12 protein-coding genes and 1 pseudogene are annotated in these 14,689 nt (G+C 61.0%); 2 read left to right on the plus strand and 11 right to left on the minus strand.

Annotation, left to right across the window (positions count from 1 at the left end; genetic code table 11):
* The 7 genes and pseudogenes from K307_RS04975 to K307_RS49150 all read right to left on the minus strand — a co-directional run.
* On the minus strand, positions 1-2,163 hold the full coding sequence (locus tag K307_RS04975) for an exonuclease domain-containing protein (protein WP_063771660.1): 2,163 nt from the start codon (positions 2,161-2,163) through the stop codon (positions 1-3).
* Positions 2,160-2,546 (minus strand): response regulator transcription factor, encoded by a 387-nt coding sequence (locus tag K307_RS04980; protein ID WP_042876714.1) that lies wholly within the window; start codon positions 2,544-2,546, stop codon positions 2,160-2,162. Before K307_RS04980 ends, K307_RS04975 begins: the two co-directional genes overlap by 4 nt.
* A complete protein-coding gene (locus tag K307_RS04985; protein WP_042876715.1) occupies positions 2,543-5,296 on the minus strand; it encodes a sensor histidine kinase in 2,754 nt (917 codons plus the stop codon). The genes K307_RS04980 and K307_RS04985 overlap by 4 nt, the downstream gene beginning before the upstream one ends.
* Position 5,297: 1 nt before the next feature.
* The gene (locus tag K307_RS04990; RefSeq protein WP_051974663.1) at positions 5,298-5,546 is read right to left on the minus strand and encodes a hypothetical protein; all 249 of its coding nucleotides are present in this window, start codon (positions 5,544-5,546) and stop codon (positions 5,298-5,300) included.
* Between the two features lie 55 nt (positions 5,547-5,601).
* Entirely contained in the window at positions 5,602-7,266 is a 1,665-nt protein-coding gene (locus K307_RS04995; protein WP_042876718.1) for a cation acetate symporter, read from the minus strand.
* Positions 7,266-7,571 carry a DUF485 domain-containing protein gene (locus K307_RS05000; RefSeq protein ID WP_013958920.1) on the minus strand — a complete coding sequence of 102 codons (306 nt, stop codon included), beginning with the start codon at positions 7,569-7,571 and terminating at the stop codon, positions 7,266-7,268. The genes K307_RS04995 and K307_RS05000 overlap by 1 nt, the downstream gene beginning before the upstream one ends.
* Positions 7,572-8,120: 549 nt before the next feature.
* Positions 8,121-8,291 (minus strand): annotated as a pseudogene (locus K307_RS49150) (ISKra4 family transposase); the annotation flags it as partial.
* Positions 8,292-8,501: 210 nt separating this feature from the next.
* Between K307_RS49150 and K307_RS05005 the strand changes: the two are divergent.
* The gene (locus tag K307_RS05005) at positions 8,502-9,080 is read left to right on the plus strand and encodes a transposase (RefSeq protein WP_230625490.1); all 579 of its coding nucleotides are present in this window, start codon (positions 8,502-8,504) and stop codon (positions 9,078-9,080) included.
* Positions 9,081-9,253: 173 nt separating this feature from the next.
* Here the strand turns inward: K307_RS05005 and K307_RS05010 are convergent, their stop codons facing one another.
* From K307_RS05010 to K307_RS45600, 4 genes are all read right to left on the minus strand, one after another.
* The gene (locus K307_RS05010) at positions 9,254-10,168 is read right to left on the minus strand and encodes a YihY/virulence factor BrkB family protein (protein WP_051974664.1); all 915 of its coding nucleotides are present in this window, start codon (positions 10,166-10,168) and stop codon (positions 9,254-9,256) included.
* Between the two features lie 219 nt (positions 10,169-10,387).
* Positions 10,388-11,119, minus strand: coding sequence for a CBS domain-containing protein (locus K307_RS44220; RefSeq protein WP_196251524.1), 732 nt, complete (start codon positions 11,117-11,119; stop codon positions 10,388-10,390).
* Positions 11,120-11,183: 64 nt separating this feature from the next.
* Positions 11,184-11,354 carry a hypothetical protein gene (locus K307_RS47540; protein WP_155301085.1) on the minus strand — a complete coding sequence of 57 codons (171 nt, stop codon included), beginning with the start codon at positions 11,352-11,354 and terminating at the stop codon, positions 11,184-11,186.
* Positions 11,355-11,927: 573 nt separating this feature from the next.
* Positions 11,928-12,161, minus strand: coding sequence for a transcriptional regulator (locus tag K307_RS45600; RefSeq protein ID WP_080744892.1), 234 nt, complete (start codon positions 12,159-12,161; stop codon positions 11,928-11,930).
* Between the two features lie 446 nt (positions 12,162-12,607).
* On the opposite strand from K307_RS45600, the gene K307_RS05025 reads away from it, so the two are divergent.
* Entirely contained in the window at positions 12,608-14,587 is a 1,980-nt protein-coding gene (locus K307_RS05025) for an AI-2E family transporter (RefSeq protein WP_042881362.1), read from the plus strand.
* Positions 14,588-14,689 lie beyond the last annotated feature (102 nt).

Here is a 14,689-nt window from a genome sequence, read left to right on the forward strand (position 1 = left end):
TCAGTACCGGATCCGCGCATAGTGGGTCCGTTGCGCGGCATCGCGTGCCTCCTTCAGCGTGAAGATGCCTTTTTCCGCGAGCAAGGGGGTCATCTTGAGAAAAACCTCGCCGGTGACGATTGCGTCGCCCAGCGCGGTATGGCGGCCGATGATCGCCACCCCGAAACGGCCGGCGATCGCCTCCAGCGTGTGCTCAGCCTGATGGGGGTGGATCACTTGCGATAGCAGCAGCGTATCGAGGACCGGCTGGGTGAAGGCCGTGCCGGTTCTTGCCTCCAGCATTTGCAGGAACTTCATGTCGAACGCGGCATTGTGCGCGACAAGCACGGTGTCAGCGGCGAAACGGTGGAACTGCGGCAGTACCGTTTCGATCGGTGGCTGGCCATTGAGCATGGCTTGCGTGATGCCGTGAATCGCGATCGACCCGGCGCTCAGCGCGCCACGCGGCTGGATCAGCTGGTCGAAGCTTTCCCGCTGCAGCAGCCGGCCATTGACGATGCGCAAGGCACCGATGGAGATGATCTCATCGCCGGCTGCGGGATCCAGCCCGGTGGTCTCGGTATCGAACACCGTGAAATTGAGTTGCGAGAGCAGGCACTGGTCGGCCTCGGCGCTCTGTCCCGGCCTGTGGAACAAGTCGAAATCGTAGAAATCCGGGCGGCCTTCCTGTGCGGCCGGGATGTCCAGCGCCGGCCCGGGCTCGGACAGCGGCAGCATCAGGCGGTAGCGAGCGACACCTGGCGCAGCCCCGGCGGAACACACGGCCTCGCCGCCTTGACGCGCGATCAGGGCGCTCAGCGAGAGCGCCGCACCGGCGACGTTGATCGGCAACGGCGCGCTCTCCCACACCCGCAGCGTGTCGGCGGTCGGCGGCGTGCCGCGCCAGGTGAGGTCGAGACAGGCCAGCCGGCCGTCACGATGCAGTCCGAAGCGCAACTCGGTGACGCTGGCTTCGTTGGCGAGCCGCTGCGCAAAATAGGCCAGCGCCTGGGTCAAGGCGTAGCTGTCCACCTTGAGCCACAAAGTGGCGTCGACCGTATCGCTTGCGCTGACGCTGAGCGAGGGGCTGCTGATTCGTCGCACCAGCAGCGCGAGCAGATCGGCGCCGCGCATCTCTTCGAGTTCCTGACGGCTGTCCATCCCGGCGCCGCGCTGATCCACGGCACAATCGATCTGGTACACCAGGCGTTGCGATTCGTCGTCGATGATGCCGGTGAGCTGGGTCCGCTTCTCAGCGCTCATTTCCGGGTACGTCTGGATGGCTTCCACCGCCGTACGGATACTCGCCAGCGTGGCGCGCGCATCTTGCGTGAGCGACTGCAGCAACGCGTCGCGGCGGCTGTCGGCCTCGACGTTGCGGGTGATGTCTTCCAACGTCAGCACGAAGCCATTGAGGGCGCGTGCGCTGTCGAACACCGGCGCCATCTGCGCGCGCACGATCTGGCCCTGCGCGAGCGTGGCGACAAATCCGGATACCGGTCTCGCCGCGCCGCCCTCGCTCTCCCGAAGCTGCTGCTGGATCTGCTCCAGCGCATGCAGGATGAGCCCGCGTTCGATCGCGCCGAACACGGAGCGGCCCAGCCCGATTGCCGCCGTGCCGGCCGCAGGCGCGCCGCCCCGCCCGGCGTCAAGCAACTGCCTGGCGCTGTCGTTGTAGAGCAGTATTTGCCCTTCGATATTGCAGACCAGCACGCTCAGCGAAAGCTCCGCCATGAGCGCGGCGAGCCGGTTCTTTTCTTCGGCCAGCGCGCGGTTCGCCAGTTCGATTTTCTGCTGCACGCCGTCGTGCAGCGTCTGGTGGGAAGCTGCCAGCAGGTTGAGCGCATCTCCGAGGCTGCGCACGCCGCGCGCGCCCTGTGGCTCGATGCGGTGGCCAGGGTTGGCCGCAAGCAGCGCGGCGTCTTCGGCCAGGCGCGCGACCGGCGTCGGGTAAGCGTTGAACAACGCCTTCAGGCCGACGCCCAAGGCCAGCAGCAGCAGTGCCGCCAGCGCGATCCACAGCGCACCGCGCTGCAACACCAGCGCGGTCAACCATGCGCGCTGCGCCGCCGGCAGATCGACCGCAAGCGGCAGGAGCATCGCGCCGACGACAAGCAGTTGCGCCAGGAACAGCAGCGCCAACGTAACGCCAAAGCGGTGTTGCGCGATCCATTTTTTAATCATTCGCGTGCTCTCTGGCCGCTCGCGAGCAAGGCGCTCACCTGCTCGACCAGCGCCCTGGTGGAAAACGGCTTGGTGATATAGGCATCGGCGCCCAGCGCGAGGCCCTTGGCCACCTCCAGGTCTCGTCCCTTCGCCGACAGCATGACCACCTTGACCCGATCCCAAGCCTTGTTTTCCCGGATCTTCTGGCAGACCTCGAAGCCGCTAAGCAACGGGAGCATGATGTCGAGCAGGACCAGATCGGGCTGAAACGCGGTCATCTGCGCCAAGGCTGCCTGCCCATCGCGCGCAATGCCTACTTCGTAGCCGCTCTGCTGCATCAGGAATTCCAGCGGGATCACGATGTTCGGTTCGTCATCGACGATGAGGACTTTGTGGGTCATGACGTTGTCTCCGGTGCCTTCGGCAGCGGCAGCGTGAATACGAACACCGCGCCGTTTTCCGGCGTCGCTTCCAGCCACAGCCTACCGCCGAAATGACGGATGATTTCCCGGCTGATCGGCAATCCCAGCCCGGTGCCCTGGGGCTTGCCCGCCAGCCTGTCGCCGCCCTGGCGGAACTTGTCGAAGATAAGCTCCCGGTCCTGCGGACGCACGCCGCCCCCGTTGTCTCGCACCGCAACACGCAAATCGTTGCCCACCACCTCCAGACTCACCGCGACGCGGCCGTGCGCCCGGTCGCAGAACTTCACCGCATTCGACAGTAGGTTCAGCATCACCTGCATCAGCCGGTCGGGGTCGGCCAGCAGCAGCGGGACCTGCGGGGGCAACTGCAACGCAAGCTGAATGCGTTGCTCCAGGAACAGGTGCCGAGTAGCGTCCACCGCGTCCTGGATCACCTGCTTCAAGTCTAGCGGTACGGTGTGCCATTCGGTGCTACCGGATTCGATCTTGGCCAGGTCGAGCACGTTGTTGATGAGGCGTGTGAGGCGCTCGCTTTCCTTGATTACAAGGTCGAGGTATTCGCTGCGTTTGTCAGCGGCAAGATCGGGATGGTCGCGCAGGATTTCGGAGAAGGCACGGATTGACGTCAGTGGCGTGCGCAGCTCGTGGGTCACGGTCGAGATAAAGTCGTCCTTCATGTGGTCGAGTTCGGTGAGCCGCACGTTGGCTGCCTTGAGTCCAGCCGACACGGTCTCGAGCTCACGCGATTTCTGTTCCAGTTGCCGGCTGTAGGCGACCGCTTGCGCGGTCTCATCCAGGATCGCCATGGCTTCGTCCAGGCCGAGCGGTGCCTCATTCACCGCAGAAGCGATCACTGCCCGCGCCGATGCGGCGCCAATTGCGCCGGCCAGCTGGATCTCCGCGAAATGCACCAAGTCGGCGTCGGTCGACCGCCCGTCCGCCCTGCCTTGCTCAAGAAATCGCGCATAGGCCTCATCGGCACGCGCGGCGCCAAGGAAACGCCGCAGCAACGCGAGTACCGCATCCTCCGAAGCGCTGCCACGCCATACATGGGGTCCCGGCGCGCTGCCGCTGTGCGCGTAGGCATCGACGAACAGGACGGCCTGCACCCGCTCCGCCGCGCTTTGCGTGGTCGTGAGCGACACGCCGACATAGCCACCGACGTTCGCCAGCATGCTCCAGAACAGCGCATGCGAGACCGGATCCAGGCCGTCCAGGCCAAACAGCTGTCGCGGCCTCAGCCAGCCTATGCCAAACGGCCCGTGTTCGACAAAGCTGGCCGGCACCCAGCCGGACTGCGCAAACGATGGCAGCAGGAGCGTGTAGGCCCAGAGCAGGAAGCCGGCACCCAGCCCGACAAGCGCGCCTTGCCGTGTACCGTTCTTCCAGTAGATCGCGCCCAGCATCGCGGGCGCGAACTGGGCCACGGCCGCGAACGAAATCAAGCCGATCGAAACCAACGCGTAGGCTTCGCCGGCCAGGCGGAAGTAGGCGTAGCCGAGCATCATCAACAGCACGATTGCCGCGCGCCTGATGGTCAGCAGCAGCGCATTGATATCGGCGCGATGGCTAAACCGCAGCGGCTTAAGGTGCAGTAGCAACGGCATCACCAGGTCATTGCAGACCATGGTGCTAAGTGCGATGGTCTCGACGATGACCATGCCAGTGGCCGCCGACAGCCCGCCGATAAACACCAGGAGCGTGAGCGCCGGGGACTGCTCCCCGATAGGCAGGGCTAGCACGTACATATCCGGATCGACTTCGCCCCCTGGGAAGTGCAGGATCCCCGCGAAGGCGATGGGCAAGACAAAGACATTGATGGCCAGGAGATACAAAGGCAATAGCCAGGTGGCCGTCTTCAGGTGGTTTTCGTCGATGTTCTCGACGACTGCGATCTGGAACTGGCGCGGCAGGAGCAGCATCGAGAACATCGACAGCACGATCAGCACGGCCCATGCGCCAAAGGTTACGTTACCGGCACCCGCCGCATCGCCATTCAACGTCAGGAGCGCTTTCAGGGCAGGCACCCCTTCGGCACGCCCGAACAGGTCCCCGAATCCGTCGTAGATGCCAAAGGTGACAAAGACCCCCACCGCAAGGAACGCCACCAGCTTGACCAGCGATTCGAAGGCGATCGCGGCAACCATGCCTTCATGGCGCTCTGCCGCATCGACGTGACGGGTGCCAAACAGGATGGTGAACACCGCCAGCATCAGCGCGAGGTAGAGCGTCATGTCCGACCAGACCGGCCCGGCTTCGTCGCCCCGCATGCCGAGGCCGGGGGAATGCGCCAGTACCGCGACACTTGCCGAGACCGCCTTCAGCTGCAGCGCGATATAGGGCACGATGCCAATCACCGACACCAGCGTGACAAGGCCGCCGAGCAGCGCGCTCTTGCCGTAGCGGGAGGCAAGGAAGTCGGCAATCGAGGTGATGCGGTTGTTCTTGCTGATGCGGATTATCTTGCGCAGCAGGGTCCACCAGAGTGCCGCCATCAGCGTGGGGCCGAGGTAGATGGGCAGGAAGCCGATGCCGCTGACCGCAGCCCGGCCGACGCTGCCATAGTAGGTCCATGAGGTCGCGTAGACGGCCAACGACAACCCATACAGGTACGGGTTGTTTATCATGCTGGCACCGGCATCAGCGCGCCTGTCGCCGTAGAACGCAATCGCAAACAACATGCCGAGATACGCGAACGACGCCAGCGCAATGACCCAGCCATCCAGCATTTCAGTCCTCCGGCACGGGTGCCGACGGGTCGGACTGCGAGGGTCTTCCGCGCGGCGCCCTCTGTTCCGCCGTGAACGCCAGCAGGGTGATGAGCAACGCCCAGGCGGCAAACAAGTAGCAGTACAAGCGCGGGATGCCGAACCACGTGCGCGAATCGTTGAACAGCGCCAGCAATGGGTAGTTGAACAACAACCAGCCCAGGGCAAACAGCGCGATCAGGCGGTGCCCGAGAAGGGAACGGCGCGACATGAAACGTTCCTCAGTAACGTCAATGCCTCCAGTGGCTTCAGCAGCTTCAGCGACCTCAGTGGCCGGAAGCCTCCGATGCGCCGATGCCGGTTTCAGAGCGGACCTTCTGCGCCGGGTATCCCGCCCGGTCGATGCGGGCACGCTCGCTGTGGTCCAGTGTCGAGAACAGCCAGATGCCGACAAAGGCCACGATCATGGAAAACAGGGCCGGCGATGTGTAGGGAAAGATGGCATCCGTGTAGCCGAACACATCGACCCAGACCGACTTGGAGACAATGGTCAGGCCGACGGCGGTAATCAGGCCGAGAAAGCCGCCGATGGTCGCGCCGCGTGTCGTGCAGTCTTTCCACAGCACAGCCATGAACAACACGGGGAAGGTCGCCGATGCCGCCACCGCAAAAGCCAGCGACACCATGAAGGCAATATTCTGCTTCTCGAATGCGATCCCCAGAATCACGGCCACGACGCCCAGCGCGATGGTCGTCACGCGCGATACGCGCAGTTCCTTGTCGCTGGCGGCCTTGCCCTTCTTGAACACGGTCGCGTAGAGGTCATGCGACACCGCCGAAGCGCCGGACAACGTCAGCCCCGCGACTACGGCAAGAATCGTGGCGAAGGCCACCGCGGAAATAAAGCCGAGGAAGACATTGCCGCCGACGGCGTTCGCAAGGTGGATAGCCGCCATGTTGTTGCCGCCCAGCAAGCCGCCAAGCGCGTCCTTGTACACCGGGTTGGTGCTGACCAGGACAATGGCGCCAAAGCCGATGATGAAGGTGAGCAGGTAGAAGTAGCCGATCCAGGTTGTCGCCCAGAACACCGACTTGCGTGCTTCCTTGGCGCTCGGTACGGTGAAGAACCGCATCAGGATGTGAGGCAGGCCCGCAGTGCCGAACATCAGCGCCATGCCGAATGAAATGGCAGAGATGGGGTCCTTGATGAAGGTGCCCGGGCCCATGATAGCGTCCTTCTTGGCGTGGATCTCAACCGCTTTGGCGAAGAGCGCTTCGGGATTGAAATGGAACTGCGCCAGCACCATGAATGCCATGAAGCTCGCACCCGCAAGCAGCAGGCCGGCCTTGATGATCTGGACCCAGGTAGTCGCCGTCATGCCCCCGAACAGCACGTACACCATCATCAGGGTGCCGACGATCACCACCGCAAGCCAGTACTCCAGGCCGAACAGCAGCTTGATCAACTGGCCGGCACCGACCATCTGGGCGATCAGGTAGAACGCCACCACCACCAGGGTGCCGGAGGCCGCGAACACGCGGATCGGGGTCTGCGCGAAGCGATAGGCCGCCACGTCGGCAAAGGTAAAGCGACCGAGGTTGCGCAGGCGCTCGGCCATCAGGAAGGTGATAACAGGCCAGCCCACCAGGAAGCCGATCGAATAGATCAGGCCGTCATAGCCGTTCAGGTAAACCGCGGCCGATATCCCAAGAAAGGATGCCGCGGACATGTAGTCGCCTGCAATTGCCAGCCCGTTCTGGAATCCGGTGATGCCGCCGCCGGCGGTGTAGAAATCCGCCGCGGACTTTGTCTTGGCGGCAGCCCATTTGGTGATGAACAAGGTGAACACCACAAATACAGCGAACATGGATATCGCTGTCCAGTTGGTTGGCTGCTTTTGCATTTGGCCAAGATCGCCACCGGCTCCCCAGGCTGCGCCACCAAGGGCCAGTAGCATCAATGCGCATAGGATACGGTTCCGAGCCGACATTACAGCACCTCCTTGCGAATCTGAGCCGTCAGGTTGTCGAATTCGCCGTTGGCGCGCCGGACGTAAATGCCGGTGACGACCACCGTAAATACGATCACAAAGAGTCCGATCGGAATCCCCCAGGTCATCACGCCATCGCCGATCCTGGTGGAGAGCAAGGTCTTCCCGAAGGCAACCAGAAGGATGTAGCCGTAGTACACGACCATCATCATTGCGGTCAGCACCCATCCGTAGGTGGAGCGGGCTGAAACCAGCCGCCGGTAGTTGGAATTGGACTCTATCCGTTGAACGAGATCTTCTTCCACGCCTTGTCTCCTGTTCGCCGGATAAGAGGCCCTATCCGTAGCCGGTTTTTTTGTCTCAATTCGTATGTCTTTTGATCGTATGTCGAACAGCCGCACTCATTCATGGCGATGTGCACGCGGGCCAAAGGCAAGTGCCTTGAGACGTATTTGCCTAGCAATCTCGCCCGCTGCCTCTGGCAGCCGGCAAGAGATCGCAGGGCAATTGTGGAAACGGTGCTCGCAATCGAGTGAGAAATCGGTACGGTTCCGTACCGGGCCAACTCACTGGCACGCAGGCACCAAAGCAAGCGTTGCGCCGCCCGCGCGTCCCCGCCATGGAGCATTCCAGCCCGTCGGCAAGGGTGCGGATCAGCAGCCATTCTGCTTCGGGAGCATTAAGAACCTTGGGGCTGTAACTCCGAGGGAAGCCCGAATTGCTCGAAGAGCTCGGCAGCTTCCCTCGGCAAGGGTTCCTTTGGCGGCTCACGATAAATCGCTCCTCCAGCTTGCCATCTAGTAGCTCGGCTCGCGCCTGGAGTGGGTAGTGGGGTCTACGTGCTCGGTTGGAGCTCATCGAAAGTGTGGGTACTTGTCGATAAATCGCGCCTCCAGCTTGCCATCTAGCAGTTCGACTCGCGCCTGGAGAAGGTAGTGCGCACCGTTGATAGACCACCGCATCTGCTGTCGCTTGGACAGGCGACGGTTGATCAGATGATACATCACTGACTCAGCCGGAGCCGTATACCAAATAATATACCAAAATAAAAGTGAAAATCATCTAGCGGGCCTCCCCACCGCCGCCCGGGTGGGCGACGGGGTTAAAGTGTTTGCCAACCGCTTTAACCAGAAGGAGGCCCACATGAACTATAGCGGCATTGACCTGCATTCAAACAACAGCGTGATCACCGTGATCGACGAAGCCGACCATGTCGTGGCGGAAAAGCGTCTGCCGTGCGCAGCCGCACCAGCCACATACTGGCCGTTGAGAACATCACGGCCCGTCACTACGGTACCCGGCTCTCCAGCGCTCAAGTCTCACGGCTGAAAGCCGAAGCCATTGACCAGATGGGACTTCCCGCCGACGTCGGCCTGGCGATCCATGCCAATGTAGCAGTCATCGCAACGCTCTCCGCGCAGATTGAACTGCTGGAAAAGCGCCTGCAGGAAAAAGTCAAGCCGCGCGCTGATTATGCCTTGCTGACAACCGTGCCCGGCATCGGCCAAATTCTGGCAAGCGTCATCCTGCTCGAGACCGGACCGATCGAGCGCTTCGCCAGCGCGGGCAACTTCGCCTCCTACGCGCGCTGCGTCGACAGCCAGCACCTGAGCAACGGCAAGAAGAAAGGCGAAGGCAACACCAAGAACGGCAACAAATATCTGTCGTGGGCCTTCGTCTTGGCGGCCAACTTTGCCATGCGTTTTTGCGACGAAGCCAAGCGTTTCTACGAGCGCAAAAAGGCCGGAACGAACCGATCGTCGCGCGTAAGGCATTGGCGCACAAGCTCGCCCGCGCGTGTTTCCACATTCTGAAGGAAAGTCGGCGATCAGTACATTCATCTGCCACCTCAGGCGGTCGCTGTCTCTTTTCCACCGAGCAAGTCATGTGCCAAGCCTGTTACAGATGGGTCGCACGACCTCGTACTCGATGTCCAAAACGGTTTTGCCGCACGCGCCTGTCAACCGCGCTCTCCTGCCCGGGCTAATTAGAGACCGCAGCCTACATTTGATTCTTCGACCGCCTCTTGATTTGGCTTCCTGCCCGAGCCGAACCGCTGTGCATAGTGCCAAGTAAATTCCGCACCGAGTAAGAAAATCTGCGCGGAGTAATATACCCATAGAAGAAGAACTACAAGCGAGCCTGCAGCGCCGTAACTATTGGCGACACCCGTCTTGCCGATGTACAGGCCAATGAGGAGCTTTCCCAGGGTGAATAGAAGAGCGGTGACGACGGCGCCGAGCCAAACATCCGGCCAGCGAACCTTCGCCCGCGGCATGATCTTGTAAATCATTGCGAATACCACAGTAATAAGTACCCAACTCAAGATGGCGTCCAGAAGATGTCCGATCAGTTCGCCTTTTCCGAAGAATGGTGCCCATAGCCGGCCCATTGCGGAAATCCCAGCACTAAGAAGTAGGGAAACAACAAGCAGAAATCCGATGGCGAGTATCATGCCGAACGAGAGCAATCGTCCCCGGACCAACGCAACGATACCGGAGGCCCTGCGGCGCTCAGGAACACGCCAAATGCGATCGAGCGCATCCTGCAATTCCGCCAAGACTGTGGTTGCTCCTACCAACATGACAAGCACACCGAGTGCGGCAGTCAGGGTGCTAGCGGCGGGCCTGCTAACAGCCAACAGCATCGCCTCGATAGTCCGAGCGCCCTCCTCTCCGAGCAGTCCTCGCAACTGCCCCACAACCTCTCCCCGCGCGGCTTCGGGTCCAAACACGACGCCCGCCACGGTGATGACGATCAGTAGCAATGGCGCAATAGAAAAAACCGTGTAGAACGCCAGCGCGGCGCCCATGCTTGGGGCGTAGTCTTCCAGCCAGGAGTCGACGCTATCGCGCGCCAGTTGAAAGGCCTCTCGTGGAGTAAGAGGAAGAAAAGATGGCATCGTATGCTCTTGTGAGACAACGGAAATCCGCGCCCGCCATGCCCAGTCCCAGACCCCTTAATACAGTGACAGCTTAATCTGGCCGATTCGACTGGATGGGGATCGCTGCCACTTTGCACGCGATGAAGGCCACGTTCCGCGGCGAATAAAGATCTGGCTGGCATCCAAGTTGTTCTTCTTAGGAAGCACGCCCCGGGAATACGCCCGAGTTGCCTCGCATTACTCCTCGGCTCGGTCCTGGTCGTCGAGCTCGGCTGCGGCCTTATGCCAATATTCCTTGTCCTGCCCGGCTGGTGCCCCTGCTTGCTCCCACAACTCGTAAGCGCGCTGCTTGATTCTGGCTTCGCGCTCGGAGGTCAATTCGTGTTCGTCAACAACAACACCCTGTTCGTCATGATGGATTGTTGTCACATCGTATCCGTCGGCGAGCTGGTTCCAACTGTTGACCTGCTTCACCTGCTCGAACTGGCGCATCGCAACTGCGATTGCCTCATCCTTGCTACCGTGGACGATCGAAATTCGCATCACCTCGGCGTGTTGAGAATGACCATAATGATCGCTCATCTTCTTAAAGAAGGTGACCTCATAGTGGCGCGGCTCAGTTTGACTGCCCCCTACGTCGGATACGGAAATAACACCGATTAAGCGTTGAGTCTTCCTGTCCAGGACTGCCAGTCGCTGCACGTGGCCTTGAGTCATGAGGATAGCGGCTTGCTCGACTGAATCGTCCGCGAAACAAGTAAGCGGGTCCCTCGACATCGCCTCCATAACCGACATCTGGCTCGCGTTACGCCCGTCTGCTACCCCGCGCATTGCGATATCGCGGTCAGTGAGCATTCCAATTACCCGCTCGCCTTGGCACACTGGCAGACAGCCAATGTTATCGTGTTGCAGCTTACGCGCCGCAACGGCCAAGCTTTCCTCCGCCTGAACGAAGGCTGGCGGCTGCATAACGTCTCTAACTAGCATGGGCTGGCCCCCTGACGAGAAAATTCCTCATAAGAGCCACGATATCCTAGGAGTCCTCGGGCATTCCGACATCGTGCTGACCTGGCTCGCGGAGCGGCTTGCCAAGGCCTTCATCGTGCACAGGCGCTTCGCGTTCTTCCTTCTGTGGTGCGTGTTCAGCGGGCGGTACATCTGGGATATCTTGTCCCTCCCGCGGCTTGAGGATTTGCTGGTTCATGAACGACTCCACATTGCGGAGCAGCTCCGCAGCTGTGAAGGGTGCAAGCATCATGCCCGAGGATTCCGAGTCGACATGAGTGGCCCTCGCACCAGGGTGTCATCAATGAACCGACCTTCCATTATTCGGCTCCAACCGTGGTGCTGGGCGCGTCGCGCCACACCCCCCAAGTGCCACGACGGGTGCCCGATGAGACTGCAGAGACCAGAACAGTGATACCGCTGCTGCCATCGCGGAGAGTTGAAGCTTAGAGCGCGTGCGCATCGGAGCCCCGGCCCTAAGGAGGGGCTCACAAACCCATTTTTACGTGTATCAATGAGCAGAGTGCCCGACGAGGCCCGGTTCCGCAAGCAGTCCTCGACGCTATGTCCGCGACAACTTTGGCCAATGCCTCGATCGTGACCACGAGCGCCTACCTCCACAGGTAGAGGATCCGCGGCACGAGGCTACGCAAGAGCGGAACCGCATCGGTTGCGGCCGACAAGTTGTAATGTGCGTTCAGGTTGACACGCCCAGCGTTTCCGCACCGACTGAGGAGCCCTTCCGAGCCTGACGCTCATCCTGATCGCGTCTCTACTCCTCCAGCCAGGTATGCTGTTCCCTGGCCGCGTCCTCGCCGATCTTTGCTGCATGAGCCGCTGCCTGTTCAAGCCAACGTGCATGAGCCTTGGGAACGACCAGGATCGTCAAACCCAGTCCGTCATCACACGTAGGGCGTGCTCGAGATTGACCGCCCTTGCCGTTCTCCAGCTTGGACAGCATGCCGATGGAGACACCGCAATGCCTCGCTGCCTGGTCAATTGGCATCCCTTCCGCTGCGCGGGGTGCTCGAATAGGACGGCCCGTCCCGTGACGAAGGGAAGTCAGCGCGGAGGCTGCTCGCCAGGTGGTTTCATGATAGTGAAATTATACTCCGCAACGTGATAGCTGCCCTCTCTTCCCAATAGGACGGCCTCATACCAGCCAGCGTTTGCGCGGGCGTAGGTCAAACTTGGCGATTAATTGCGTTTTAATCTCGGCGTATCGGCTGAGGGTAAGTCACTAGTCACTGCGTCTGACGATTAATTGCACTTCAGAATCAGCTGGTCTTCAGAAGGTTTAGCGGCACCGCGCCCTAGTTTCCTGAAGGCGGCGTAGCCCGGCACCCGAGTAACCCGCCTAGCGTCCGCACAGGACGCTAGGCACCTGCCGGCTACAACGCTGCGCCGCGGGTTGATTCTCATCGAGAAGGCCAACACTGCGAGCCTTTGATCATGCCTGAATCGATCGATCCGCGCCCCGCGAGGCAAGTGGCGCATCTGAAGACTTCCGAGTCCGCCAGCCTCCACGGCCTGGTCAGCCTCGCCATCGGCGTGACCGTCGTCGCCGGACTCTATGTTGGACGAGAGGTGCTGATCCCGATCACGCTCGCGATCTTGCTCAGCGTCCTGGTAGCGCCAATGGTCGATCTCTTTTGTCGCATCAAGCTCGGTCGGATCATCTCGGTTCTAGTCGCCGTGACAATTTCAGTTTCGATGATGGTCTTGCTGGGGGGCGTGATCGCCGCACAGATTACGGATCTCGCAATTGGCATGCCTCGCTATCAGGCGACCATCGAAGAAAAGATCAATACTGCGCATCGACTGACAATTGGAAAGCTCAGCAGTATGGCCGGAACCGCTGGCAAGGCATTTCGGCGGGCAACCGTTGATTTGCCGCAAGCGGCTCAAGGGCCCGAATCCGCCTCGCCGCCGACTCAGCCGCCCGCGGCGCTTCCGGTCGAAGTCATCGAGCCGCCCCCGACGGCCTTTCATCTGGCGCGGCAAATACTCTCCCCCGTCGTCAGGCCGCTTGAGACCACCTTCATCGTATTCATCGTCACCATCTTCATCCTGCTACAGCGTGATGACCTCAGGGATCGGGCTATCCGGCTATTCGGGTCGGGCGATTTGCACCGGACCACCACCGCGATGGATGACGCCGCGCGGCGCCTCAGCCGGTATTTCCTTTCGCAATTCGCTGTCAATGCCGGCGTCGGCGTTGTAATCGGAGCCGGGCTCTTCCTGATTGGCATACCAAGCCCGGTGCTGTGGGGCATCCTGGCCGCGCTGTTGCGCCTGGTACCCTACGTGGGAATCTGGATCGTCGCTATTCTGGCTACCGCACTCGCCGCAGCAGTCAGTCCTGAATGGTCCATGGCGATCTGGTCACTGGCGCTTTTCGTGATCGTCGAGCTGCTGGCCGGTCAGGTCATCGAGCCGATGCTATTTGGCCATAGCACCGGCATTTCGCCATTTTCCGTTGTTGTTGCCGCGGTCTTCTGGAGCTGGATATGGGGCCCGGTCGGGCTTATCCTGTCCACCCCGCTGACGCTTTGCCTGGTCGTCCTCGGCCGGCATGTCGGGAGACTCGAAATCCTCGACGTGCTGCTCGGTGACCAGCCGACGCTCACGCCAGTTGAGAACTTTTACCAGCGAGCGCTGGCCGGCGATCCGGATGAAACACTCGAGCAAGCCGAAATTCTGCTGCGTGACCGGTCACTCTCCTCGTATTACGACGAGGTCGCCATCAAGGGATTGCAGCTTGCGGCCAGCGATATGTTGTGCGGCGTTGTAACAGCCGCACAACTGGCGCGAATAGAAACTACGGTAACCGATCTCGTCGAAGGTTTGGACAGCTTTGCCGACATTGAACCAAATCCAGCCGGGGCTAATGGCCAAACGGCTGCCTCAGCACCGTACATCGCTGAACAGGATTCGCACCAACCGGGTCCCTCCGTCCTCTCGCCGAGTATCGAAACTTCGCCGGCGAGAAGCGCCGAAGGCCACGTGCTTTGCATAGCCGGAAGGGGCCCGCTCGACGAATTGGCGTCGACCATTGTCGCCCAACTCCTCGGAAAGCATGATCTTGATTGCCGGGTTGTCCCTCATGACGCGGCCTCGCGCGCCCAGATGCAAGGTCTGGACGTTATCGTGCCGACGACTGTGTGTATTTTCTATTTGAACATTGAAGGCATCCCGTCGCACTTGCGCTACCTTGTCCGGCGCGTGCAGCTGCGTTTCCCGGATGCGTCGATCGTCGTCGGCCTCTGGCCAAGAGGTGATACGGATCAGTGGAGCGAGGCGCTCCAGAGCGCAATCGGCGCCAATCACTATGTCACTTCGGTTGGGAGTATGGTTGACGCATGTCTGGCCAAGACCAGAGCCGAACGTGCGATCGATCCTGAACTACGTCCCGGCGAGGTGGGAACGTAGAACCTGTTTGCCAAGGCAAGGGAAGAATCACACAGTGTCAGTTCAATAATGTAGACCCGCCTGCGGCATGCTCCTCTCCCGGCAATATCCGCCCACTCTTGC

Origin of the sequence: Cupriavidus necator A5-1, from assembly GCF_000744095.1 — a bacterium.
In the GTDB taxonomy this organism is placed as follows: Bacteria; Pseudomonadota; Gammaproteobacteria; order Burkholderiales; family Burkholderiaceae; genus Cupriavidus; species Cupriavidus necator_A.

What these genes read in the sequence shown, in the direction of transcription:
- K307_RS04975 (WP_063771660.1), bottom strand. Translation starts at nt 2,163, where the DNA reads ATGATTAAAAAATGGATCGCGCAACACCGCTTTGGCGTTACGTTGGCG.
- K307_RS04980 (WP_042876714.1), bottom strand. Translation starts at nt 2,546, where the DNA reads ATGACCCACAAAGTCCTCATCGTCGATGACGAACCGAACATCGTGATC.
- K307_RS04985 (WP_042876715.1), bottom strand. Translation starts at nt 5,296, where the DNA reads ATGCTGGATGGCTGGGTCATTGCGCTGGCGTCGTTCGCGTATCTCGGC.
- K307_RS04990 (WP_051974663.1), bottom strand. Translation starts at nt 5,546, where the DNA reads ATGTCGCGCCGTTCCCTTCTCGGGCACCGCCTGATCGCGCTGTTTGCC.
- K307_RS04995 (WP_042876718.1), bottom strand. Translation starts at nt 7,266, where the DNA reads ATGTCGGCTCGGAACCGTATCCTATGCGCATTGATGCTACTGGCCCTT.
- K307_RS05010 (WP_051974664.1), bottom strand. Translation starts at nt 10,168, where the DNA reads ATGCCATCTTTTCTTCCTCTTACTCCACGAGAGGCCTTTCAACTGGCG.
- K307_RS44220 (WP_196251524.1), bottom strand. Translation starts at nt 11,119, where the DNA reads ATGCAGCCGCCAGCCTTCGTTCAGGCGGAGGAAAGCTTGGCCGTTGCG.
- K307_RS47540 (WP_155301085.1), bottom strand. Translation starts at nt 11,354, where the DNA reads ATGAACCAGCAAATCCTCAAGCCGCGGGAGGGACAAGATATCCCAGAT.
- K307_RS45600 (WP_080744892.1), bottom strand. Translation starts at nt 12,161, where the DNA reads ATGCCAATTGACCAGGCAGCGAGGCATTGCGGTGTCTCCATCGGCATG.
- K307_RS05025 (WP_042881362.1), top strand. Translation starts at nt 12,608, where the DNA reads ATGCCTGAATCGATCGATCCGCGCCCCGCGAGGCAAGTGGCGCATCTG.